At 46.0% G+C, this 24,213-nt stretch carries 18 protein-coding genes; 10 read left to right on the top strand and 8 right to left on the bottom strand.

The features are described 5' to 3' along the window. Window positions 1-124: 124 nt before the first annotated feature. Window positions 125-1,447 (bottom strand): Nramp family divalent metal transporter, encoded by a 1,323-nt coding sequence (locus LZG74_RS01605; protein WP_233794905.1) that lies wholly within the window; start codon window positions 1,445-1,447, stop codon window positions 125-127. Window positions 1,448-1,525: 78 nt separating this feature from the next. Further along, window positions 1,526-2,986 (bottom strand): nicotinate-nucleotide adenylyltransferase, encoded by a 1,461-nt coding sequence (locus LZG74_RS01600; protein WP_026629320.1) that lies wholly within the window; start codon window positions 2,984-2,986, stop codon window positions 1,526-1,528. A gap of 149 nt (window positions 2,987-3,135) precedes the next feature. Here LZG74_RS01600 and LZG74_RS01595 point away from each other — a divergent pair, with 149 nt between their 5' ends. Then, the gene (locus tag LZG74_RS01595) at window positions 3,136-3,540 is read left to right on the top strand and encodes a gamma-glutamylcyclotransferase (protein ID WP_233794904.1); all 405 of its coding nucleotides are present in this window, start codon (window positions 3,136-3,138) and stop codon (window positions 3,538-3,540) included. Here the strand turns inward: LZG74_RS01595 and LZG74_RS01590 are convergent. Further along, window positions 3,524-4,297: a type III pantothenate kinase gene (locus LZG74_RS01590; RefSeq protein ID WP_233794903.1), complete on the bottom strand. Its 774-nt coding sequence runs from the start codon at window positions 4,295-4,297 to the stop codon at window positions 3,524-3,526. The genes LZG74_RS01595 and LZG74_RS01590 overlap by 17 nt on opposite strands. An 86-nt stretch (window positions 4,298-4,383) precedes the next feature. Here LZG74_RS01590 and LZG74_RS01585 point away from each other — a divergent pair, with 86 nt between their 5' ends. Further along, window positions 4,384-7,560, top strand: coding sequence for a glycoside hydrolase family 2 TIM barrel-domain containing protein (locus LZG74_RS01585; protein WP_233794902.1), 3,177 nt, complete (start codon window positions 4,384-4,386; stop codon window positions 7,558-7,560). A gap of 4 nt (window positions 7,561-7,564) precedes the next feature. On the opposite strand, the gene LZG74_RS01580 is transcribed toward LZG74_RS01585, so the two are convergent. Genes LZG74_RS01580 through LZG74_RS01560 form a run of 5 tightly spaced genes read right to left on the bottom strand, consistent with a single transcriptional unit; the run spans window position 7,565 to window position 11,535 of the window. Next, complete coding sequence (locus LZG74_RS01580; protein WP_233794901.1) at window positions 7,565-8,119, bottom strand: YceI family protein; 555 nt, start codon at window positions 8,117-8,119, stop codon at window positions 7,565-7,567. A 19-nt stretch (window positions 8,120-8,138) separates the two neighbouring features. Continuing rightward, window positions 8,139-9,026, bottom strand: coding sequence for a DUF5777 family beta-barrel protein (locus tag LZG74_RS01575; protein ID WP_233794900.1), 888 nt, complete (start codon window positions 9,024-9,026; stop codon window positions 8,139-8,141). Between the two features lie 13 nt (window positions 9,027-9,039). After that, window positions 9,040-9,543: a ubiquinol-cytochrome c reductase iron-sulfur subunit gene (locus LZG74_RS01570; protein WP_233794899.1), complete on the bottom strand. Its 504-nt coding sequence runs from the start codon at window positions 9,541-9,543 to the stop codon at window positions 9,040-9,042. A 41-nt stretch (window positions 9,544-9,584) separates the two neighbouring features. Then, window positions 9,585-10,985: a hypothetical protein gene (locus tag LZG74_RS01565; RefSeq protein ID WP_233794898.1), complete on the bottom strand. Its 1,401-nt coding sequence runs from the start codon at window positions 10,983-10,985 to the stop codon at window positions 9,585-9,587. Then, window positions 10,966-11,535, bottom strand: a complete 570-nt coding sequence (locus tag LZG74_RS01560; RefSeq protein ID WP_026629327.1) for an RNA polymerase sigma factor — start codon at window positions 11,533-11,535, stop codon at window positions 10,966-10,968. Before LZG74_RS01560 ends, LZG74_RS01565 begins: the two co-directional genes overlap by 20 nt. A 228-nt stretch (window positions 11,536-11,763) precedes the next feature. Between LZG74_RS01560 and LZG74_RS01555 the strand changes: the two genes are divergently transcribed. From LZG74_RS01555 to LZG74_RS01520, 8 genes are all read left to right on the top strand, one after another. Beyond that, complete coding sequence (locus LZG74_RS01555) at window positions 11,764-12,846, top strand: acyltransferase (protein WP_233794897.1); 1,083 nt, start codon at window positions 11,764-11,766, stop codon at window positions 12,844-12,846. A 93-nt stretch (window positions 12,847-12,939) separates the two neighbouring features. After that, window positions 12,940-14,751: an ABC transporter ATP-binding protein gene (locus LZG74_RS01550; RefSeq protein ID WP_233794896.1), complete on the top strand. Its 1,812-nt coding sequence runs from the start codon at window positions 12,940-12,942 to the stop codon at window positions 14,749-14,751. Next, complete coding sequence (locus LZG74_RS01545) at window positions 14,751-16,559, top strand: MutS-related protein (RefSeq protein ID WP_233794895.1); 1,809 nt, start codon at window positions 14,751-14,753, stop codon at window positions 16,557-16,559. The genes LZG74_RS01550 and LZG74_RS01545 overlap by 1 nt, the downstream gene beginning before the upstream one ends. 128 nt (window positions 16,560-16,687) lie before the next feature. Further along, window positions 16,688-18,004 carry an RIP metalloprotease RseP gene (rseP, locus tag LZG74_RS01540; protein ID WP_233794894.1) on the top strand — a complete coding sequence of 439 codons (1,317 nt, stop codon included), beginning with the start codon at window positions 16,688-16,690 and terminating at the stop codon, window positions 18,002-18,004. Then, window positions 17,979-18,539 (top strand): DUF6702 family protein, encoded by a 561-nt coding sequence (locus LZG74_RS01535; RefSeq protein WP_310589264.1) that lies wholly within the window; start codon window positions 17,979-17,981, stop codon window positions 18,537-18,539. The genes rseP and LZG74_RS01535 overlap by 26 nt, the downstream gene beginning before the upstream one ends. Before the next feature lie 132 nt (window positions 18,540-18,671). Next, window positions 18,672-21,188 (top strand): endopeptidase La, encoded by a 2,517-nt coding sequence (gene lon / locus LZG74_RS01530; RefSeq protein WP_233794892.1) that lies wholly within the window; start codon window positions 18,672-18,674, stop codon window positions 21,186-21,188. A gap of 121 nt (window positions 21,189-21,309) precedes the next feature. Beyond that, the gene (locus tag LZG74_RS01525; RefSeq protein ID WP_233794891.1) at window positions 21,310-22,836 is read left to right on the top strand and encodes a tagaturonate reductase; all 1,527 of its coding nucleotides are present in this window, start codon (window positions 21,310-21,312) and stop codon (window positions 22,834-22,836) included. Between the two features lie 225 nt (window positions 22,837-23,061). Beyond that, on the top strand, window positions 23,062-24,213 hold the full coding sequence (locus tag LZG74_RS01520; protein WP_233794890.1) for a DUF748 domain-containing protein: 1,152 nt from the start codon (window positions 23,062-23,064) through the stop codon (window positions 24,211-24,213).

Here is a 24,213-nt window from a genome sequence, read left to right as displayed (position 1 = left end):
GGGAGATCAGGATAGTAATGGGACGAAACTGAATGGTAAGATTATATAAATGAGACGATTATTCGCAAACGCTCCCTTAGCAACATTTGCTAAATAATACTATAATTTTGTCATTTCGTACTATTCACAAAATCTTGATAACGCCATATGCGCTCACCGTTAATATGGAAATGACGCTTATCCAGAAGAAAATGTCATAGGTTAATGTGGGTTTCAGCGAGGCAGGCAGCTCTTTAAAGCGAAAAACGAGCGATACATAGACGATTAAAAGCAACAGGATCGAAGTGGCGATTCCGCCCAGGATGACCATGAGAACCGGCGATTGAATAAACAAAAAAAGTATGCACCACACCGCAGGTAAAATCCAGGATAGGATCGCAATGCTTTTTCGCTGGTTCTCAGCAGAATCAAATTTCATCCAGCCTAATGCGCCGAACGCATCGCCCCAAACACGCGCCCAGCTCGCCGTAGCCGTGAAAAGTGTCGAGTATAGCACAAAAAATGCACCGACCAAAAAGAGGTTTTTAGCCCATGGACCGAGCGTTTCAGTAAAAATGCGTGATAGCACTTCAATCATTTCATAACCTTCCGGAACAGCCCCGCCGCTGTGCAAAACCGCTGCGCCCAACAAATAGAATGCTGCCGTCACCACTGTGTAAACGACCATCGACAGCACCGCATCCATATACATGACATTAAACCAGCCTTTTGCACGCTCGGTCCACTCCGGGGTTCCGTCATTAGGGCCGGTGTAAGCGGCGTAACCTTTTTCGATACACCAATAATTATAATACATGATCTCATCGCCACCTACGCCCGTGATGCCGAATGCCCCAAATGCGATCGCTACCAAACTGGTTGGTAAGGAAAATTGAAGTCCGGATTTGACCTGTTCCCAGTGAATGGCATATTTAGTGCCCTGCAACAAGATCAGCGACACCAGAATGACGGCCGTAAAAAGAATGATCATCACCAATGAGCCCTTTTCAACAAGTCCGTACTGGCCGCGATAAACGAGAAAAGAAGTGATTAATACAGAAACTATTGCCCAGACATTGACAGGAATAGCAGGCCACGCCATGTTCAAAACAATAGCAACCCCGCCGACGATCCCGCCGACCTGCAACAATTTCAATCCCTGCAAAGAAAGCCATAACCAGATGCTCCAATGTGCTCTCCCCCACTTCCGGCCAGGCAGCTGATTGAAATTATGCATCATGAACGTGCCTGTATAAATGGCATTTTTGCCAAATTCCAGCTGCAACGCAACTTTCACCAAACAGCTTACAATAATGACCCAGAAAGTGATAAAACCTGCCTTAGCGCCCAGGGCAGTGGTGGCAATGAGCTCGCCCGAGCCGACAATTGCAGCGGAAAGGATGAAACCGGGGCCCAGGTATTTGAGTCTTCCCGTAAATGTGGAAGGAGGAGAAAGAATCCTGCTCATCTTGAAGCTTTCTTCTGAAAAGCAACACGATGCGCAGGACTACTTTTATTTTGTTTATTGAATGATTAATACGATAAATCAAAGATTACCGACGGCCTGATGGATCTGTTTGACAGTGTCCTCATAATTATCCTCATTAGGCAATCCGAATAAGGATTTCTCCTTAATGATCTTGGCAACATTCTCAGGCACAAGCTTTTCCCAGCCCGGCTCGCCTCTTTTGATCTTTTCAAGCACACTATCGGTCGTAATGTGCATATGCTCCTTGTTGTAGTTCACAATGTCCTCGATCTTGTCATTAATGACCAGATATTGAAATAATGGCCTTAAATGATCCGGAACAACGAAATTGGCACAGCTGTAAACCGAGCCGTCGGGCTGTAATGTGGGATAAATGAAAAGCTTCACCTTCCTGCTGAACAGCGTTGCGAAGGATTCCAGAATGCCTCCGGGAAGCGATTGATAATGTTTTTCTTCAAAAATATCCTGCAAACTCGGGCTTCCCAGCAAAAGGCCGGCTTTGAGCTTGGTAAGGCGGGAAAGATAAGCGACCAACCGATAATATTCGTGGTGATTGGAGATCATTACCATGTGCCCCAGAGAACAAAGAATGTCCACACGGTCCAGAAAATCCTTTTCGTCAATGTCGCGGTCGCCGCTTTTGAGGTTATGCAATGTTAGCTCAGAAATGAGGACAACTTTTGATTCATCCACATCCTCCTCATCCAGAAACTGCTTCTGACCATTGCTGATCAGGTCGACGTGCACATTGGTAATGGGCCTTAACCGGCCGCGCATCATCAGAATGTGCTTTTTATACAATGCTTCCGAAGGCTGCAAAACACCGCCGTCGCTGCCAAACAATGCTGCATCTGTAAAACCGTTTTTAACAAGCCTGAGACTCATTAACCGGTTGTCCACTTTCGAAAAATCCGGCCCGCTGAAACGCACCATATCGATCTCAATGCGATCCGTTGTCAGATCGTCCATTAAGGATAGTAAAAGCGTTTCCGGAGATTTGTAATAGAAAAAACAGCCATACATGAGATTAACGCCAATAATCCCTAAAGCCTGCTGTTGCAGGACATTCTCGTCATCGCGCATCCGCACGTGGATCACCACATAATTTGTCGGGCCCATGGGCGAGAGTTGAAACTGCAACCCGATCCAGCCGTGCGACTCATTGGTTTTCTGAAAATTAAGGGCAACAACGGTGTTGGCGAATGCAAAAAACTGGCTTTCCTCACCGCGTTTTTCTGAAAGACGTTTCTCAACAAGATTGTATTCACGGTTCAGCATCTTCATCAGGCGGGATTCCACCACATACCGGCCGCCTTCCTCTGTTCCATATATTGCATCACTGAAAGTCATATCGTAAGCAGACATGGTCTTTGCCACTGTTCCCGATGCCCCGCCTGCCTTAAAAAAGTAAGCAGCTGTTTCCTGACCTGCCCCAATTTCTGCAAAAGACCCATAAATCCTGCGATCCAGGTTGATCCTTAACGCTTTTTGTTTTGTACCAAGGTTCTTTTCGTACATAAACGTATATTAGTAAGTTGAAAAGCAATATGTGTAAATATAAGAAAAATACAGTTAACAGTCGATTATGGCTAACTGACTTGACTTACTAAAAAGGAAAAGTTCTATAATTTATTGTACTTGCCGCTGGCTAATGTTAATGCATCGCTATGGATCCGCACGCTACTTATCTGTTCACATATGGCACCCTGATGCAGGGTTTTGACAATCCGTTTGCCGGACGGCTTCGCGAAAATGCGGTGTATGAAGGCAGGGGATATTTTTCAGGATTACTCTATCTCATTTCCTGGTATCCGGGAGCTGTTTTTGATAAAAATGCTTCCTCAAAAGTGCACGGAGAAATATACAGGCTAACTGCGCCGGAAGCATTGTTTGTGGAACTGGATGATTATGAGGATGTTTTTGAAGATGAAAAAAACAGTCTGTATCTGCGAAAAACTATTTCAATCACCACAAAAAATGAAGCAAGCCTTGATTGCTGGGTATATCTTTACAACCAATCCGTAGCTGGATTGCCTTTAATTGAAGAAGGCCGCTTCAAGCGCTCGGTCTGAGGCGCTCGCCAATGATCCGAAGTCCGTCCAATGTTAAGTTACTGTCAATTTCTACGAACTCTTCTTGCAAAGTCTCAATAATAGACGAAAGTCCACCTGTGGCAACGGCAATGCATTCACCGCCCATTTCCTGCCTGATCCTTTGCAGAAGCGACTTTACAAGTCCTTCATAACCCAGTAATATGCCCGCCTGAATGGCTTCTGTTGTATTTTTTCCAATGGCCGTTTTGGGTAAAACCAGTGGTACTTCCGGTAATTGTGCGGTGTTGGCAAAAAGCGCTTTCACCGCTGTCATAAGCCCTGGCAGGATTGCTACACCCAGTATTTTCCGGTCTTTCGACACCGTCGTGAATGTTAATGCTGTCCCAAAATCGACAACCACGCAATTTTCCTGGTAACGCGTCATTACGGCCACTGAATTGGCGATCAGGTCAGCGCCAATTTCGTGCGGATGGTTGATGGCAATGGACAGGTCGGGATAAATGTCCGGGCCGACGACAATGACGTCATCACCGAACATGGAGCGCAGCACTTTCTGGATAATGGGCGTCATAGCAGGCACAACGCTGCTAAGCACCACCGTATCCACATCACCGAACCATAGCCCCGCTTCAAGGAAATGCAGCCTTAACCTGGATTCGTAATGGGATTCATTTTCATTCACCAGCGAACGCATCCGCCAGATATATTCCCAGTCATCCGATTGGTAAAGCCCAAAAACAGTGTCGGTGTTACCAACGTCAACGGCTAGAAGCATAGCAAAGAATTTACAATTGCAGACAAATTAAAGGCATTAATCTATAATTTTAGCAAAAAATATATACCACACCCTACCAAAGTTATATGCACCGCTTCTATCGTTACTGGCTTGGCTTACTGACTGCTTTTCTGCTTTTCAATACATTCCAATCCCACGCACAAGCCGTCCCGGAATGGCAGGACGCGCAGGTTTTCGGCGTCAATACGGAAAAACCACGTGCTGATTTCATTCCTTACCCTGACGAAAAGAGTGCGCTGCTGATGGATAAAAAAGCGTCATCGGCACGCTCGCTGAACGGCACCTGGAAATTCAGATGGGCATCGCATCCTTCCAAAGCCATTCCCAATTTTTTTGATCCCAATATGCAGGATGCGGGCTGGGACAATATTTCCGTCCCGTCCAACTGGCAGGTTACGGGAGCGCGCGAAGGCCGCAAATACGATGCTCCGGTTTCGAATAACAAACTAGCTTTTAAATCCACGCCGCCGCGGATCAATGCAGACACGAACGCAGTAGGCATGTACAGGACAACATTTACGGTTTCGGACGACATTAAAAGCAAGGAAATATTTTTACAATTCGCCGGCGTGCAGTCTGCATGCTACGTATGGCTGAATGGTGTTGCCATTGGTTACCACGAGGACGGCATGACGCCTTTTGAATTCGATATCACCGAAGATGTGAAATCAGGACTCAATCATTTGGCGGTCCAGATAATCAATTGGTCGGACGGGAGTTATCTCGAAAAACAGGACCAATGGCGGTTAGCGGGCATTTTCAGGGATGTGAATTTGCTTGTGCGCCCAAAAGTGATCCTGAGCGATTTTTCTGTCAGAACGCTGTTGGACGCGAATCAGGAACATGCAACATTGAAACTCAGCGCTTTTGTAAAAAATTACACGGAACAGGCCGTTCACGCACACCAGGTTTTATTCACTTTATACGATGCAAACAAATCAGTAGTAGTAACACCGGTCAGTCAAATGGTGGGCACGCTCGATCCGGCAAAGGAAGGCGCAGTGCGGGTTGATATTCCTATTCCAAATCCTGTAAAATGGACTGCAGAAACGCCTTATTTGTACACATTGTCGGTTCAGCTGATGAATTCTGACGGAAAAGTGATTGAAGCCACAAGCCAGCCTGTGGGTTTCAGGGAAGTGAAGATTAAGAATGGGCAGCTGGTGGTGAATGGGAAAGTAATTACGGTGAAGGGTGTCAACAGGCAGGAATTTGATGCAGAAAGCGGCCAGGCGATCACGCGCGAAACGATGATCAAGGACATTACCTTAATGAAACAACACAACATCAATGCAGTTAGGACTTCACATTATCCCAATGCTTCCCAGTGGTACGAACTCTGCGACCAATACGGGCTTTATGTCATTGACGAAGCTAACTTGGATGGCCAAGGCATTTCGGGTGCCAACATAATCCTGGCCGATATGCCGCAATGGCGTTCGGCATTTCTGGCGCGGGGGAAAGCAATGATCGAGCGGGACAAAAACCATCCTTCGGTGATCGTATGGTCGCTGGGAAATGAATCTGAAAAGGGCAAGAATTTCAAAGATATGGCCGATTACATTCATCTCGCCGACCCTACGCGGCCCATCGACAGGCATCCTGTGAAGCAAATCCACTTCGCTTCCAATTGGGTCAGCAAGGCCTTAGCGCTCAAAAAACCTGACGGAACGTCCTACTGGGAATTTGCCATTGGGAGCGACAGCACCCAAGCAGGCGACGGCCTCATCAACCCGGACCGTGTGCCGCAACCTCAGCTAAATGAGATCAAAAAGGTTTATCAATACGTAAAATTTGAGTCGCCCGACAGCATGCGCGCGGGCGAAAAAACGGTCAGTCTTCTTAATAACTACGATTTTCTGCCATTAAATGTCTTGGAACTGGCCTGGTCTGTTCAGGAAAATGGTAAGATTATCGGAAAGCCCGGCGTGATCAGCAATCTTAACGCAGCTTCAAAACAGCGCCAGCAGGTTTCAATCCCTTACGAGTTGCCGGCAGTGCAGAAACCTGGCGCCGAGTATTTTCTTAACATTAGCATACGCCTCAAAGATGGCACTTTCTGGGCGCCAAAAGGACACGAAGTTGCGTGGCATCAGATCGCGCTCATCAAATCCCAGGAGGCTGCACCTGTCTTAAGTCTTTACAATGAAAGGCCTTTGCGCGTAGCACAGATCAGCTCGGCGCGCGTTGCGATTACGGGACAGGATTTTGCTGTGACTTTTGATAAAAAAGAAGGAATTATTTCTTTTAAAAATAAGCGGGAAGAAATGCTGCAAGCTGGCCCAAATGCCAGTTTCTGGCGTGTCCCCACGCATCAGGACGAAATGGGTGGCGCAAAAAGTTACGCTGCACAATGGCGGGAAGCCGGGCTCGATACGCTGGAAGTTTCCGATTCTGAAATCAAAACACAGCGCCTGACTTCAACAGTTTACAGGGTAACCATAACAAGAACATTCAAAAGCAAAACGGGCGACGTGGATATGACCAACGAGTTTATCGTTTATGCAACGGGTGATATTTATGTCAAAAATACATTCAGCCCAACCGGCCAGTGGCCGTCCATGGCGAAAGTAGGAACGCAGTTCCGGATGCCAGCCACATTTAACAAAACGCAATGGTATGGCAATGGCCCGCACGCAACATATGCAGACCAGAAAACGAGCGGCAGGATCGGGATTTATAGCGGGAGCGTTGCTGATCAGCATTTCGCGCATTTAACCCCTCAGGAGAATGGAAACAAAACCAATGTTCGCTGGGCCGCGGTTACCAATGCGGAGGGAATCGGATTACTGGCGGTTAGTGATTCTGTTTTTAATTTTAACGTACATGACTATACGGATCAGCAGTTACTGGCATCGAAAAAGCGGGGCGCAACACTTACACGGGGTTTGGAAACAGTCGTAAACATTGACCTAGCACAAATGGGCCTTGGCGGAGGCGACAGCTCTTCACAACTGCATTCACCCTATCTACTTCCTGCGAAAAGTTACAGTTATGCTTTTCGGTTAAAGCCCATTGACAACACGTCCAACATTGAGCAGATCGCTTCTTACACATTACCTTATACAGGCCAGGAGTCCGGTTCAAATCTCGCCACTAACACGGTAAGTGATTCCGATGTGGGAGAAGAAGTTGCAGAGGAGGAAGCCACTGAGCCTGTTGCCAAGCCCGTTGTACGAAAAGCTCCGGTCAGGAAAAAGCCTGCTTATAAACGTAAATCTTCTCGGAGACGCCGTAGATAGCCTTTCATTTCGCAGTCAGCACATATTGCGCCTTCACACTGATTACCTGGGCTATTTTTACAAAAACGACTTGTGGAACTTCAATTTTGTGATCGGTTAGCGGCACTTCAAAATCAGAATTGATGGTAATTTTGCCGCTTTCGATCTTCATTTTTCCTTTGATCGTGCGTTCTTTGGTGACGCCATGCACGGTGAATTTTCCTGTCGCCGAAACGTCATATTGGCCATCTTTGGCGTAGTCAGGCGCATTATCCACTTTTCCGCTGAATGTTGCCGTCGGATATTTTTCCGATTCGATGTAGTTCTCGTTGAAATGCTCCTGCATGAGTTTATTGGGAAAAACAAATTCCCGCATGTTCATGCGTATCGCAATTTCACTGTTGGCCGTGTTGAGGATAACCTGGCTTTTCTTATTCTCCGCATTCACATTTTCGAGCGGAGTTACCGAAGAGAATTTCGTATTTCCGGTCGAGGTTGCAAACTTCCCTTGCGCCAGAAGCGGCCGGGAAGGCAAAGCGGAGGCGAGCACGGTTACGAAAACCATGGCTAATAGATGCATTTTCATAGGTTGTTTTCGGTCAGTTGGCTACCTTCTTGTTCTTCTTGTCAAAACTGAATGTACGGGAAATGTTGAACCCATAATGAATCTCGCCCTTGCCCCAGGTGCCGGTTGTTTCCCCGATAAACTGCTTCTCGATCATACCCAGCGAATTGGTAAAGTGCAATTGAAAAACGTGCCCGCCGGTCTCGATGTCAACCCCGAACGACATGGAATCATAATAGGGAGCAGTAACCGTGTTTTTCTCCCTTGCTGTGTAAAAATACTCGCCGTTCAATGAAACACGTTTGGACAGCTTGAACCTTCCCCCGATGCCAAGCGCCAGCAGCACTTTTTCATCACCAAAAACCTCTGGCTTGTTCCGGTGCAGGAATGTGGGCGAAAGCTGCAAGGAAAGCCTTTCTCCAAATTTACGCGCTATAAGCACCTGGGCTGAATAATATAGTTTGTCCTGAAATTCAAGTTCCTTGTTAACCGTAGCAATTCCGGTTCCACCAAAAAGCGTTACGGAAACCGGAATATTGCGGGCACCATCGCTTTGTTTCAGCACTTTTAGTTTACCAAAAAAATCATAGACTTTCTGCGAAGTGCTCCTCCCTACACCGATCATGAAATCGTCGGTCACGCCGTATTCAAAACCCATCCGCATCGTTGCCTGGTCCAGTCCGAAAAACTGGTAAGCACCCGAATTGAGTCGCCCGAAACGGTGCGAGATACGAAAGTCCAGATGCTTCTTTTTCATTGTTTCAATGGAATGTCCATTGACGACACGCGTGGATTTGAATGTGGCAGAAACGGGCACGGTAACCATGCTATCCTGCTTGGATAGTTCACTGAGCAGGTCATCCTGGGCATAGAGAACCGTTGTTGAACAAGTCAACATCATCATTAGGCGGAGTAATTTCATTGTTTTGGGGCAGTTAGGCTGTAACTGTTAATGTATTTCCGTCCGAGGAAAGAGAAGTTTTGTAAGCTTGCAACGGAGTAGTGGCCGGGCCTTGTTCCACTGCGCCTGTAAGCGAGAATTCTGATTGGTGCGTAGGACATCTGATGTCGTTCTGCTCTTTTCGGTATCCTACTGTGCTTCCCTCATGCGTGCAGATCCTGGACAAGGCTACATACTGATTCGCAGTGGTAAAGGCAACCAGGACATCCCCAAAAACCTTTCCTGTTCCTGCCGTTTTAAGTTCTTTTGCATTGCTATGGGTAAGATCCAGTGTAAAGTTGATCGCATTGCCGGTTGTCGTTCCGGTTACGCCATTTACCGAGCCGCCGCCTGGATTTGGTTCCGGCTCATCGTCGCTGGATCCGCAGGCCGTCATGGTTGTTCCTATGCAATAGAATGCCATGAGTGTAGAAGTGCTTAGTCCGAGACTTCTCAGGAATTCACCTCTTTTCATTTTGTCTGCTTTAACATTTTCCATAGTGAAGAATTAAATTAGTAGATACAATTTGGGTATGCGGGTTATTTGAAAGCGGGTGTATAGCGCAGTGATATCCACATTCCCACTGTCGTGAGATTTACTTTTCCGTAACCTACCCCTTTTACCGGGATTCGGATGTAGGGCTCTGCTACAAGAGAAATTTTGTTTGTGATCGTGCGTTCGTAGCCTACGGATGCATTGATATGACTCAGTAAGAACCATCCTGTTTTTCCATCCCAACCTTCTTTCTGCTTAGGGACATATTTGGCATAATGGTACTTGTACTGCTCTTTTTGAGCATAATAAGATGAAACGCCAGTTCCTATGAACAACTTCGACTGTGCTTTATGGATGAAATTATAACGGAGCCCGAGCGGAACTTCAATCATAGTACATTCTCCATCAACTCCATATGGCGTATTATAATAAGTCACATAATCTTTCAGCTCATAGTCCTTCGCGTAAGCGTAATAATCTTTTCGGCTCCATATCACTCCGCTCTGCAGATAAAGCCTTGACGATAAGCCGTATTCAATTAAAAGAGAAAAAGCGGTCCCTGGTTTTGTATAATTTTTAAAACCAACCGTTGTCAAATCCGGTGAATAACCAAGCCGAACGGCCCATTTGGCATAATCTTCCACCACTTTTTCAGTTTCTGCCGGTTCAACAACATTTTCCGGTGCATCGAATGTTACAGCCGGGATTTCCGGCTGATTTTCCCAGTTCAATGTCCTGCTCGCTAACCTCGTGACGGAAATCAATGTTCTTGCTTGCTCCTCCGATATAGGTTGCTCCTTAACTTGTTCATTTGCAGCGCTGTTCGTCACAATTCGCTCCGGTAATCCGTCGTTGGCAATGCCGTTAACGAAAAAAGCCCCGTCGCCTCCCTCCTGCTTTGAGCGGTTAGGCTCTAAGTACACTCCGCCTGTCTTAGACTGGCTCCGGGGCAATTTTTTCCTGCGTTGGTAATCGGTAATATTCAAATTTGCGACAGAGGAAGATTTCGCAATGTCTGCTTCCTTATTACGTAAAGGTTTGGTGGACAGAATGACCTTTTCCGGCAGCTTTTCGGGCGATTCCGGATTCTTTTCACCAGTCCGTACTTCTTTTTTAGCTAGATCAGTTTTATCAAAATTGCTTGTTGCTACATCGTCACTTGCCTTACCAGCCACAATTTCGCTCTTCGCCTGGCGGTTAGTGATGGGCAGGGTCGCTGATTCCTGCGTTTTGTTCGTGAAATACAGTGCGAAGCCGATCGGGATCAGCAGCGCAAGTAAGCCCAAAGGCCACCATTTCCTCAACCAGCCGCCCGGAACTTTGCCGTCGTTGGCATCCAGCCGTTTTCTTAACCTATTCCAATCCTCCGGATCAAATTGTGGATCAAGCTCTTCTGATGACTTTCTGAAGAGCTTATCCAGTTCGTCATCTGGTAACTCTGTCATAATCGCCAATATTTATCTTTGATAACATTTCTCTCAATTTTTCTCTTGCACGCGACAAATTTGACTTCGACGCCCCTACTGAAATATTCAGCTGGTCTGCAATCTCTTCGTGTGTATAGCCGTCTATAACTGATAAACTAAATACAAGTCTGTAAGAAGGGGTCAGTTTCTGGATCAGCTCCATCAATTCTTCGTGTGCAAGTTTGCTGATGACCGTTTCATCAATGGCCACATTGTCCGCAACTTCCACATCATCAAAAACATCCCGGCGTATTTCCTGTCTGTAATGATCGAGGGCTGTATTAATCATAATTCTGCTCAACCAGGTTTTAAATGAACGGCTGGAATCGAATGTATCCAGCTTGGTAAAAACCTTAAAAAATCCATCGTTGAGTATCTCTTTCGCTTCTTCCCTGCTGCGTGTATAGCGCAAACAAATGCTCATAGCATAGCCGTAAAACTGTTTATACAACAGCTCCTGACTGCGGCGGTTTTTCTTTAAACAGCCGTCGAGTAGTTCAAGAAGAACTGCGGAGGTATACTCGGGCATGCTATTTGCTCTTTTAACACTAGTACGGCAAACCGAAAGTCAGGGTTGCGTACAAGTTTGCAATTTTTTGGTGATTTTTTATAACCATTTGAGAATGTTACTATTAAGTCACCGTTTGACAAGAATTTTTGCCTTATCAAATGTGAGAACTGTGGATTTTTCTCCAAATTTGGCAGCATAGTATTATTACTCAACGTTAATTTTTCCTGTCCGGTCAGGAGCCATTGAATGACTGAAAAACGTCCTCATCTTAACATTATCGATTCCCGCTTTCTTGAACTGGACGCATTACGCGGTCTGGCGGCAGTGCTGGTTGTCCTTTTTCATTTCACGATCAATTCCAACAGCTTATTGCTGGGATGGGAATTCCGATATGGCGTCACGGGCGTTGACATATTTTTCATCATCAGCGGATTTGTCATTTTTCTTACCATTTCAAGAGTAAAAAAATGGCCTGATTTCGTCGTTTCCAGGTTCGCGAGGCTGTATCCCGCATTCTGGTGTTGCCTTTTGATAACAACAATGGCCATGATGCTTATTGAACCAGAGGCAGTTTCCCTTCAAAAGCTTCTGGCAAATACGACAATGATGCCGATCTTTTTCAATCAGGAGAATATGGACCAGTCTTACTGGACATTATTGGTTGAGCTTATATTCTATTTCTGGATCCTGGTGCTACTGGTTACCGGGAATATCAAAAACATTGTGAGTGCGGGCTTTATTTTTACCGTTTTCATTATCCTTTTTCATGCTTTTTCGCCGCTATATACAGGTTTTCATGAGTTTGCAACCCGGAAGATCGAACTGCTCAACCACTTCCCGCTATTCTTTTCCGGCATTCTTTTTTACCTCATCAGAAATGGAAACCATGTAAAGAAAAACTCGCTGTTAATTGGGTTTTGTCTCTTCGCCGCGTGTTATCTGCACAATCAGGGCGGCCGTTCACAGTATCATGTGACTCCTTATGAACATTATGCGATCCTGACTTTTTTCCACATTGTTTTTGCGCTGGCGATATTTGGCAAGCTGAAATTTCTAAACACAGCGCCCCTTCTCTTTTTGGGTAAAATCTCCTATTGCCTGTATCTGATCCATCAGTATGTGGGTTTGCGTTTGCTGGCAATGCTTACCGATGTCTGGCAGGTGAACATTTACCCAGCCCTTCTCATGACCATGGCCCTGGTTACCTTAGCCGCCTGGCTGATCAACAAATTCGTTGAAATTCCGGCCAATCATTTAATACGCAACTGGTACAAAAACCGGAATCAGAAAGGTTCACATGCCCGCTCCCGGGAAATTGCCATACAATAGTTTCCTGTTCTTACTTACTTTTGCAGCCTAACCACGCATATTTGAATATTATTTTCAAATCATGTGTTATCATGTGCACTATACTGATTTTTAATGGCCAAAAGTGAACCCACTCCTGAACAACCATCGCCATTCGCGGTGCGAAAAATAAGCTGGCAAGGGCTTAAAACGACGCTTGACCTGCTCAGATATTTAAGGCCGTACCGGCTCACATTCTTTATCGGGCTCATTTTTCTTGTGCTGTCCACCGCCACTTCACTGGCTTTCCCGAAGCTGGTAGGAAGCATTATTGAAGTGATTGAGGGCAAATCGCCCTACACCATTAACCAGATCACGCTTTTCCTGTTCTTTATACTAATATGCCAGGCGGTTTTTTCATTCTTCCGGGTGTATTTGTTTACAAAAGTGAGTGAACTGGCCATGACCAATATCCGGTCGGATGTTTTTACCAAAATTATCACATTACCCATCGCTTTTCTCGAACAGCGTCGCGTTGGCGAGCTTACTAGCCGCATTACTTCGGATGTTTCGCAGTTACAGGGGTTACTTTCCTTCACGTTAGCAGAGATTTTCAGACAAGTCGCCACGTTAATCGTGGGTGTTTCCATCCTTTTTTATACTTCGTGGAAACTCACGCTTTTCATGCTGGCAACATTTCCGGTTTTGGTTATCGCTTCGGTGTTTTTCGGCAGGCATCAGCGCCGGCTTGCGAGGAAAGTGCAGGACGAGCTTGCGGCGGCCAATGTGGTTGTAGAGGAAACATTGCAGTCTGTGAATGTGGTCAAAGCATTTACTAACGAACCGCTAGAAGTAATCCGTTACCAGCTGATTTTGAAGCGGGTGGTGGATTTATCGCTTTATGCGGCAGCATTCCGGGGTGGATTTGTTTCGTTTATTATTTTCGCCCTTTTTGGTGGCATTGTCGGGGTGATCTGGTATGGCGCGGGACTGGTGCAGGCAGGTGAGTTTGGGCTTTCGGATTTGTTTACATTCATTCTCTACACCACATTCATAGGCGCTTCCATCAGCGGAATGGGCGATTTGTATGCGCAGATAAACCGGGTCATCGGCGCTTCCGAAAGAATATTTGAAATATTGGAAGAAGAACCCGAGCTGGATCTGGAAAATGCAAAAAATGCGCTTGCCAGCCCTATTGAAGGCCACATTGCGTATCAGGATGTGCATTTCTCTTATCCTTCACGGGCCGATCTGCCGGTTTTGAAAGGAATTTCGTTTGAGATAAAAGCAGGAGAGAAAATTGCCCTGGTCGGTTACAGCGGCGCTGGAAAGTCAACGATCGTGCAGTTGCTCATGCGATTCTACGATCATCAGACGGGCGACATTCTTATTGACGGCCAGCCTGTTGAATCTTATGGCCTTACCGAACTGCGTAAAAACATTGCCATTGTGCCGCAGGAAGTAATGTTGTTTGGCGGAACAATTTACGAGAACATCGCCTACGGAAAACCCAATGCAACCCGGGAAGAAATCTACGATGCTGCCCGGCGCGCGCATGCCAGGGAATTCATCGATACATTTCCTGAAAAATTTGACACAGTCGTTGGCGAACGCGGTATCAAGCTCTCCGGAGGTCAGCGCCAGCGCATCGCTATTGCCCGCGCGATTTTGAAAGATCCTAAAATTCTGATCCTCGACGAAGCAACAAGTTCGCTTGATGCGGAATCGGAAAAGCTGGTGCAGATTGCATTGGATGAATTGATGAAAAACCGCACTACGATCGTTATAGCGCACCGTTTGGCGACTATCAGGAAGGTGGATATGATTTACGTTATCCGGGAAGGCCGCATTGCGGAATCGGGAACGCACCAGCAATTAACACTTATGGACAATGGTTTGTACGCAAATCTGATCAAATTGCAATTTGAAACCGCAGATAGCAATTGATGGAAACAAGCAGCACAACCCAGAAATCCTCCAAAGCATTTTTTGAAACAGAAAAAAACAAAGCAGCTATTGCCGAGGCAGCCGCATTGCAAAACTTTAATCAGCTAGCCATTGCCAGGTTACTCGTGTTTTTTGCCATGATCTTCTTCCTATGGCTGTGGAGTAACCAAAGTCAGCCTGTGTGGGGATTAGTAGCATTCGGATTGCTCGTGATTTTCTTGATTTCGATGCGCCGCCAGCAAGCTGCCCGTAGATTACGCGATTTTCAGCGCAACCTCGTTACGATCAACACCGACGAGCTTAACCGGCTTTCATTCCGTTTCAGCAGAGCAGATTCCGGCGTGCAGTTTCAGGAAAAAGAACATGCATTCGGAAGTGATCTGGACATTTTTGGAGAATATTCATTGTATAAGCTCCTTAACAGGACGCGGACCGCGGAAGGCAGCCAGCGTTTCGCAAACTGGCTCAAAAACCATGCGGATGTCAAGGAAATAAGGCTTCGGCAGGAAGCTGCGGCGGAATTCAGCAACCATCCCGAAATGATCCAGGCGCTGGAAGCAACTGCCTTACTGCACGAACACGCCGCACAGCAACTCGGCGATTTCAGAAAATGGTCTACGGAATTTATGGACAAAGACATGGCACGCCTGCTGAATTTCCGCTGGTTCAGTGTCATTACCGTGATTGTAGCCGTTCTGTTTTTATTTTCGATCCTGCCTGCGTGGCCATTATTGTTATGCATTGCCGTGAATGCCGTATTAATTGCGCGGTTCAAAGCATATGTTGATGCTGTTACAAACCGCACAACTGAGCTGGGGAAAACACTGGTTTCTTATGGAGAAATTCTCGAAGTCGCCCAATCGTTTCCATACCAGGCACAGTGGTGGCTTACCCGCAAAGACCGCATTGCAGGTTCAGGACAATCATTGAAGCAAGTCGGAGCACTCTTCGAAAAACTGGATTACCGCAACAATATATTTTTCTCACTATTTGTGGGCATTCCAACGCTTTGGGACCTCTTTTGCATTGCAGGACTTGAAAATTGGAAACGGGACAATCACGACAAATTAGCCGACTGGCTGGAAGTCCTGGCCGACGCCGAAGCAATGAATAGTTTGGCTGGTCACGCATTTGCCAATCCCACGTACATTACTCCCGAAATCGTCGATTCTTCTGAATTCCAGATTGATACCAAGGAAATGGGCCATCTGCTCATTCCGCTGGAACGCCGGATCAGCAATGATTTCAGTGTATCGGGAACAGGGCATACGATCCTGGTAACAGGCTCGAATATGTCCGGCAAAAGTACGTTTCTCCGTACGATCGGGTTAAATTTTGTATTGGCCCAAATAGGCGCCGTAGTAAGTGCAAAAGCATTCAAATGTGCACCTGTACGCGTTTTCAGCAGCATGCGCACGCAGGATTCGCTTGAAGAAAGCACTTCATCTTTTTATGCTGAATTAAAAAGGCTGAAAAAGCTGCTGGAACTGTCCGACCAGAACAATGTTGCCCCGGTATTTTATTTACTGGACGAAATCCTGAAAGGCACCAACTCTTCCGACCGCCACCGCGGAGCCGAAGCATTGATCAGACAGTTGCATATGAAAAAAGCTTCCGGGCTGGTTTCGACCCACGATCTTGAACTCGGCGAATGGGGAGCCACTGAAAGTTACGTTCACAATTTCCATTTCAGGTCCGATGTCGAAAACGGTGAATTACTATTCGACTACAAGCTGCACGATGGAATTTGTAAGAGCTTCAATGCTTCGGAATTGATGCGAATGATGGGTATTCAGATAGAAAAATAATGTTGTGCCCGGATTTGCGTAACTTTACAGGGCACAATTACGTTTCTTAATTCTGAGCGTGGATTGAGGATTTTAAGCATTAGATTTAGTACATTAATTAATAACAAATAACGATTACCGAAACCTGAATGGAAGTATTAATAATGGCAGGGCAGCTCATTCTGGGCTTATCAATTTTGGTAGGGCTGCATGAATGGGGGCATATGTTTGCTGCGAAAATGTTTGGAATGCGAGTTGAAAAATACTTCATTGGTTTTCCTCCGAAGATATTCAGCTTTAAAAAAGGAGAAACAGAATATGGAATTGGCGCAATCCCGTTGGGAGGTTTCGTCAAAATATCGGGAATGATCGACGAGTCCATGGATACTGAGACGATGAACAAGGAACCTCAGCCCTATGAATTCCGTTCGAAACCAGCCTGGCAGCGTTTGATCGTCATGCTTGGCGGAATTATCGTCAATGTAATCGTCGGGATATTCATATTCATTGTCATTGCGTATAATAATGGGGATAAATATCTTTCCAGCACCGAGGTCAATAAATACGGCATTGTAGCCGGCGACCTGGCCAAGGAAATCGGCCTGCAAACGGGCGACAAAATTGTAAAGGTGAATGGTAAGCCGTTCACTAGTTTTGATGAACTGGGAAGTTCCGAAGTGTTGCTGGGAAGCAACAGCTCGTACACGGTGAACCGTGCCGGAAAAGAGGTTGAGATCGACATTCCAAATGACTTTATCGAAAAATTATCTGATCCGGAAGAAAAAAGAAGCTTTATCCGTCCTTTGGAACCATTCAAGATCGGTGAAGTTGTACCGGCGTCTCCTGCACAAAAAGCAGGTCTGTTAACGGGGGATAAGGTCATTTCTATCAATGGTCAGCCTATCCAGTTCTTCCATGAGCTGCAAGGGCAGCTGCAAAATCTGAAAGGCAAAAAAGCTGAACTGCTCGTTCAACGCGGTGCGGAAAGCAAAACGCTTAATGCTACTGTGGACGAAGACGGAACGCTGGGTTTCTATCCCGAAAGTCTGTTGAACTACACGGCTGTAAAATATACATTGGCACAAGCCATTTCGGTGGGCACAAATGATGCTTTTGCCGTCGTTTATAACAACATTAAAGGTTTTGGTAAAATATTCAGAGGTGAAGTTTCAGCTTCCAAAGCACTAAGCGGACCGATCGGCATTGCCCGTATGTTTGGGGGCGTTTGGGATTGGAGCCGTTTCTGGTATTTAACCGGTTTGCTTTCAATGGTGCTTGCGTTCATGAATGCATTACCTATTCCGGCATTGGATGGCGGCCACGCGGTGATACTATCTTACGAGATCATTTCGGGACGTAAACCATCCGATCGCTTTTTGGAAAATGCACAGAAAGTAGGCATGGTGCTTTTACTTGGCCTGATGGCTTTTGCAATATTCAATGATGTCTGGAAAGCAGTATTTTAAAATATTTTTGGTTGAAAATAAGGAAAGGACAAAGCGCTTAATCCGCTTTCCTTTCCTTATTTTTTTCGTTTTGACCCTGTCGTCGTCAGTGCATGATTATCATGTTAGCGTCACACAGATGCAGTATAACCCTGCGCTCAGAACATTCGAAGTGAGTATACGTATGTTCACGGACGATCTTGAACGTGCGCTATCACAGCCAGGGCTGACCCAGGGAAATGATAAGCAGCGCGTTGTGATAAAGAACAATGACAAAAATGATCCCTTGGTCGAGCGATATGTTTTGAAATCGTTTGTACTGATGGACAGTCAGAAGAAACCGGTTGCTGCAAAGTATGTAGGGAAGGAACAGGAGGAGGATGCAACGTGGGTTTATCTCGAAATTCCATTCAATGGTCCTCTGAATGGCTTCAAGCTACAAAACAGCACGCTGATGGAGGTTTTTGATGATCAGGTCAATATGACGAACATTAAAAGCGCTTCCGAAAAACGCACATTCTTGTTTAAAAAGGGACAATCTGTACACATTCTTTAACCGCATTCCGGTTACTAAAAAGCCTGACACAGCCGTTGGTGGCATGGCTATTTTGTTTTATTATTCCCTTTCTTTTGAAAGTCATTATTTATATATTGGGAAAAGATTATCTGTCATTTTGACAGAATGCCTATGAAATTTGAACCTTCTGACTTATATAGTCGGCTGCTAATGTCCGATTCGGATATGGATAGCCTTGAAATTGTTCCTCTTGGTGGCCCTGATGGCTCCGATGAGCCTTTTGAACTCCCCGAAGAACTTGCGATACTGCCGATCAGGCAAACAGTACTTTTCCCAGGAATGGTTATTCCCGTGACCGTAGTGCGCCAGAAGGCCATTCGTTTAGTCAAAAAAATATACAGGAATTCGGATATAAATCAACGCATACTCGGAGCAGTAACGCAAGCCATTCCCAACAAGGAAGACCCTACTGCTGAGGACCTATACAATGTCGGAACAGTTGCCCAGATCCTGAAAATGATCACGTTACCAGATGGAAATGTGACCATTATTGTGCAGGGAAGACAACGTTTTGAGATTAAAACCATTCTGCACGAAGAACCTTATTTGACTGCCCAGGTAAAAGCGATTGACGATTCGTTTGTTGGCCCGACCAAGAAGGAATCGAAAGCACTTTTGCAATCCCTGCGTGATGGCGCGCATAAGATCATGCGCCTGAACCCTGAAATCCCTCAGGAAGCCAGGATCGCGCTGGATAACATTGAAAGCCCTATTTTCCTGATCCATTTCCTTTCCTCCAACATTAATGTAGAGGTTGCAGACAAGCAAAAGCTGCTCGAAGAAAGGAACGGTCATAAGCAGGCTACATTGCTGCTTCAGTATATGATGCGGGAAATTGAAATGCTGGAATTGAAACGGGAAATCCAAACCAAAGCCAGCTCCGACATTGACCAGCAGCAACGCGATTATTTCCTGAGACAACAAATAAAAGTCCTGCACGACGAACTCGGTATGGACAGCCCGGAGCGCGATCTGGACGAGATCCGTTTGAAAGCAAGCCAGAAAAAATGGTCGGACGCGGTGCGCCTGCACTTTGAAAAAGAACTGGCGAAGCTGCAACGCATTAACCCAATGGCACCCGAATATCCGGTGACGATGAATTACCTGGAAACGCTGGTTGACCTGCCGTGGGGACAATATACCAAAGACAATTTCGACCTGGTCCGTGCGCAGAAAGTGCTGGACGCAGACCATTTTGGTTTAGAGAAAGTAAAGGAGCGTATCATTGAATATCTGGCTGTTTTGAAGCTGAAAGGCAATTTGAAAGCGCCTATCCTTTGTTTATACGGCCCTCCGGGAGTTGGTAAAACTTCACTGGGAAGATCCATTGCCAAAGCATTAAACCGCGAATACATCAGAATGGCCCTGGGCGGCGTGCATGATGAGGCTGAAATCCGTGGCCACAGAAAGACATATATCGGCGCAATGCCGGGAAAAATCATTCAGAACATTAAAAAAGCAGGTTATGCCAATCCTGTGTTCATTCTGGATGAAATTGATAAAGTAAGCTCCGATTATCGCGGGGATCCTTCTTCCGCATTATTGGAAGTGCTCGATCCGGAACAAAACTCTTCATTTACAGACAATTACCTGGAAGTTGAATACGATCTTTCCAAGGTTCTGTTCGTAGCAACCGCCAATGCACTGGACACCATCCATCCCGCATTGCGCGACCGGATGGAGATCATTGAAATGACGGGTTATACCATCGAAGAGAAATTGCAGATCGCGAAACGTTACCTCGTTCCCAAACAACGCAAAGATCACGGCTTGAAATCGACTGATATCAAGATCGACGATGTTGCATTGACTAAAATTATAGAAGGTTATACAAGGGAATCCGGTGTCCGGAACCTGGAACAGAAAATAGGATCTGTTGTCCGCAAAATCGCGAAATCGGTTGCAATGGAGCAGGAATATCCTAAAACCATTAAGGCTGAGCATATTGAAAAATACCTTGGCGCAGAGATTTTTGACAAGGATCTGTATCAGGATAATGATTTCGCAGGCGTAGTAACAGGCCTGGCCTGGACCTCTGTCGGCGGTGAAATCTTGTTCATTGAAACCAGCCTGAGCCGCGGAAAAGGAAACCTTACATTGTCTGGCCAGCTGGGCGATGTGATGAAAGAATCGGCGGTGGCCGCATTATCTTATCTGAAAGCAAATGCAGACCGGTTAGGCATCGATTACAGGATCTTTAACCATTATGACCTTCATGTACATGTGCCTGCGGGTGCCGTGCCCAAGGACGGGCCTTCTGCGGGTGTGACCATGGTAACTTCTATGGCTTCGATCTTTACGCAGCGCCGGGTAAAACCGTTCATCGCGATGACGGGCGAGATCACATTAAGGGGAAAAGTATTGCCTGTGGGCGGTGTGAAGGAAAAAATCCTTGCTGCACGCCGTGCAGGTGTGAAGGAAATTATTCTTTGTGTAAAAAACCGCAAGGATGTGGAGGAGGTGCCTGCGAATTATATCAAAGATCTGTCATTCCATTATGTGGATCAGATTGATGAGGTGCTGGAATATGCATTGCTGCCTGAGAAGGTAAAAAATGCCACCAATTTTATTTTCCCGGAAGAGAAGAAAGAAAAAGAAGAAAGCGGATACGCGACTCTGGACGTTTAAAGGCCGTTTTTAAAAAAATAATATATTTTAAGTTCAAAAAAGACGCTTCCGGGCGTCTTTTTTGCTTAGGGGTTTGTAATTCGAAAACACGTCCTGATATCAACAACTATTCATTATTAAAATGTCCTTACCGCAGCTTTCCCCCGAATTGCTGGACCAGCGTCCAGACTTGTTGCCAAACCATCAAAACCTGCTTGCACTGCCTGAAAAGATCATTCAGTTCGGTACAGGCGTGCTGCTGCGCGGCTTGCCCGATTATTTTGTAAACAAGGCCAATCAGCAAGGGATTTTCAATGGCAGGATCGTGGTCGTGAAGTCTACAAACAGCGGCGGAACGGATGCATTTGCTACGCAGCAAAACGTATTCTCACACAGCATCCGCGGCATTGAGGATGGAAATCAGGTTGATAAGCTGGTAATTAATAGTGCCATTAGCCGGACCATTTCAGCAAACAGTCATTGGGCTGAGATCCTGGAATGTGCTCATAACCCTGAATTAAAAATTGTTATTTCAAATACGACAGAAGTTGGGATACAACTGACTGACGACGATATTTTTGCCACTCCCCCAGCTTCCTACCCCGGAAAACTGACGGCTTACTTACATGAGCGTTTCAAAGCATTTAACGGAAGTGCAGAGTCCGGAATGGTGATCGTTCCTACTGAGCTGATCGTTAACAGCGGGCAAAAATTGCGCGACATTGTTCTTGAACAAGCCAAACGTCACAACCTGGAAGAAGCATTCAATCAATGGCTGGAAGAACATAATCATTTTTGCAGCTCGCTCGTGGATCGCATTGTTCCCGGCAAACCGGACGCTGAAACCGTGGCGCTAATTTCTGCTCAACAAGGCTATAAGGATGACTTACTGATCGTTTCGGAAGTTTACAGATTGTGGGCCATTGAAGGGAGCGAACATGTGAAATCCGTTTTAAGCTTTGCTGAGGCGGACAAGGGCGTTGTGATAGAACCCAACATTGATCTGTACAGAGAGCTGAAATTACGCCTCCTTAACGGCACGCATACGCTTGCCTGCGGTCTTTGCTTCCTGAATGGCCTGGATACGGTCCGGGAAAGCATGGAAAACCCCGAAACCGCATCTTTTATTGCGGATTTAATGTTGACAGAACTCGCTCCGGCCATTCCTTATGATGTGGATGCGGCGCGTGCGCAGGAATTTGGCAACCAGGTTCTGGACCGTTTCCGCAATCCGTTCATCCGCCACCAGCTGGTCGACATTACTGTGCAATACACAGCCAAAATGAGAATGCGGAATATCCCCACATTGCTGAGCCATTACAAAAAGTCCGATCAGGCACCAGCGCTTTTTGCCGAGGGTTTCGCTGCATTCCTGAAATTTATGAAGCCGGTTGTCCACAAAGACGGCGCTTACTACGGCGATCGCGATGGCCAGCCTTATTCGATCCGCTGCGATGCCGCCCCGTATTTTGATGAAATGTGGAAAACGGCCGCTTCACCGCTTGATCTTGCAGAGAAAGTTTTAGCCGATGTATCACTTTGGGATACGGATCTGACGCAGCTTCCTGGATTTCTGGACGCTGTGAAGTCGCATATGGCTGAGGCAGCAGCGATGGATACGTTACGCATTGTCCCCGGTGCCGATGCGCCCAAAATTGATGTTGATTAATGCTGTATAGCGCAATTTGTAATAAAAATAAGGTAAGGCGACCTGCTGGAAGCCTTCACACATACAGTCCGCTTTTGTTGAAACAGACAGAAGCGGACTTTTTATTTACAATCAGTTTGATTCATCATTGCCTCTTTGGATACTAAAAATCCCTTTGGCATCATTTTTGACTTTATGACACCCTGAAACTCAAAAAATGATCATCACGATTTTTGATTTAAAACTGTGAAAAAATCTATAAAAATACTGATAGGAATAGTGGTTATTGTTATAATCGCACGCTTGCTGCTTCCCTATTTCGTGGTAAAGTATGTGAATAAAGTCCTCGCCGATATGGATGGTTATACAGGGCACATTGATGACGTTGACATTCATCTCATCCGCGGCGCTTACCAGATAGACGGCATGAATATCCGCAAGGTGAATGGCAAAATAAAGGAGCCGTTTATCCTTATCCCTAAGATGGACCTCTCGGTGCAGTGGGAATCGTTGCTGAAAGGAAAGCTGGTGAGCGAGGTGGAATGTCATAACCCGGAGATCAACTTCGCGTTTAGCAGTAGCGAGGAAGCCAGCCAGACTGGTGCAGAAAACGATTGGACCAAAGTAATCAAAGACCTTTTGCCGATTGAAATAAACCGTTTCCAGATCATCAACGGCAAAGTGGACCTTACCAGCATTGTAAGCCAGCCCAAAACCGACCTGACGCTGAAAAACTTCAACCTCGAAATCGAGAACATCCGGAACGTTGAAGAAAAAGGCAAGAGTTTTCCTTCCCCCGTAAAAGCGACTGGTGATATGCCTGGTTTTGGCGGGACCATGCTCTTTACGGCCAATATGATGCTGTTAAAGAAAATTCCGGACTTTGATTACAATCTTAGTTTGAAAGACCTTCAATTGGTGAAACTCAACAGTCTGGCGCGGCAGTATGGCAACCTGGACTTTGAGCAGGGCACAATGAGTCTTCTGAGCGAGATGAAAATGGTCGACGGGAAGCTTGAGGGCTATTTAAAGCCGCTTACCAAGGACATGAAAATATTTAAAATGAAGGAAGAAAACCGCAATGCGAGCCAGTTCTTTCGCGAACTCCTGGCAGAAGGCGGTGCTTTCATTTTGGAAAATAAAAAGAAGGATCAGGTGGCCACACGCATTCCATTAAAAGGGACTGTGGGCGAAATTTCAACTGACTTCTGGCCCATCATTATCAATGTGCTCCGGAATGCTTATGTGGAAGCCTTTAAGGCTGAGTACGACTCTTCTATGAGCGTAAAAGACACCATTAAGGAAGTGCGGAAGGAGAGAAAAGAGAAGCGTAAAGAGCGACGTGCGGAAAGAAAGGCCAAGCGTGAACGCAAAAAAGCGGAACGTAAAAAAGATTAA

Origin of the sequence: Dyadobacter sp. CY327, assembly GCF_021390415.1 — a bacterium.
Taxonomy (GTDB): Bacteria; Bacteroidota; Bacteroidia; order Cytophagales; family Spirosomataceae; genus Dyadobacter; species Dyadobacter chenhuakuii.
The sequence above is the reverse complement of the archived record's forward strand: the minus strand, read 5'-3'. Positions and strand labels throughout refer to the sequence as shown.

Excerpts from the sequence above, each read along its gene's own strand:
- LZG74_RS01525 (WP_233794891.1), top strand. The coding sequence starts at position 21,310 with ATGTCCTTACCGCAGCTTTCCCCCGAATTGCTGGACCAGCGTCCAGAC.
- LZG74_RS01580 (WP_233794901.1), bottom strand. The coding sequence starts at position 8,119 with ATGCATCTATTAGCCATGGTTTTCGTAACCGTGCTCGCCTCCGCTTTG.
- LZG74_RS01575 (WP_233794900.1), bottom strand. The coding sequence starts at position 9,026 with ATGAAATTACTCCGCCTAATGATGATGTTGACTTGTTCAACAACGGTT.
- LZG74_RS01560 (WP_026629327.1), bottom strand. The coding sequence starts at position 11,535 with ATGCCCGAGTATACCTCCGCAGTTCTTCTTGAACTACTCGACGGCTGT.
- LZG74_RS01590 (WP_233794903.1), bottom strand. The coding sequence starts at position 4,297 with ATGCTTCTAGCCGTTGACGTTGGTAACACCGACACTGTTTTTGGGCTT.
- LZG74_RS01585 (WP_233794902.1), top strand. The coding sequence starts at position 4,384 with ATGCACCGCTTCTATCGTTACTGGCTTGGCTTACTGACTGCTTTTCTG.
- lon (WP_233794892.1), top strand. The coding sequence starts at position 18,672 with ATGAAATTTGAACCTTCTGACTTATATAGTCGGCTGCTAATGTCCGAT.
- LZG74_RS01565 (WP_233794898.1), bottom strand. The coding sequence starts at position 10,985 with ATGACAGAGTTACCAGATGACGAACTGGATAAGCTCTTCAGAAAGTCA.
- rseP (WP_233794894.1), top strand. The coding sequence starts at position 16,688 with ATGGAAGTATTAATAATGGCAGGGCAGCTCATTCTGGGCTTATCAATT.
- LZG74_RS01595 (WP_233794904.1), top strand. The coding sequence starts at position 3,136 with ATGGATCCGCACGCTACTTATCTGTTCACATATGGCACCCTGATGCAG.
- LZG74_RS01535 (WP_310589264.1), top strand. The coding sequence starts at position 17,979 with ATGATGTCTGGAAAGCAGTATTTTAAAATATTTTTGGTTGAAAATAAG.
- LZG74_RS01555 (WP_233794897.1), top strand. The coding sequence starts at position 11,764 with ATGACTGAAAAACGTCCTCATCTTAACATTATCGATTCCCGCTTTCTT.
- LZG74_RS01600 (WP_026629320.1), bottom strand. The coding sequence starts at position 2,986 with ATGTACGAAAAGAACCTTGGTACAAAACAAAAAGCGTTAAGGATCAAC.
- LZG74_RS01545 (WP_233794895.1), top strand. The coding sequence starts at position 14,751 with ATGGAAACAAGCAGCACAACCCAGAAATCCTCCAAAGCATTTTTTGAA.
- LZG74_RS01570 (WP_233794899.1), bottom strand. The coding sequence starts at position 9,543 with ATGGAAAATGTTAAAGCAGACAAAATGAAAAGAGGTGAATTCCTGAGA.
- LZG74_RS01550 (WP_233794896.1), top strand. The coding sequence starts at position 12,940 with ATGGCCAAAAGTGAACCCACTCCTGAACAACCATCGCCATTCGCGGTG.
- LZG74_RS01605 (WP_233794905.1), bottom strand. The coding sequence starts at position 1,447 with ATGAGCAGGATTCTTTCTCCTCCTTCCACATTTACGGGAAGACTCAAA.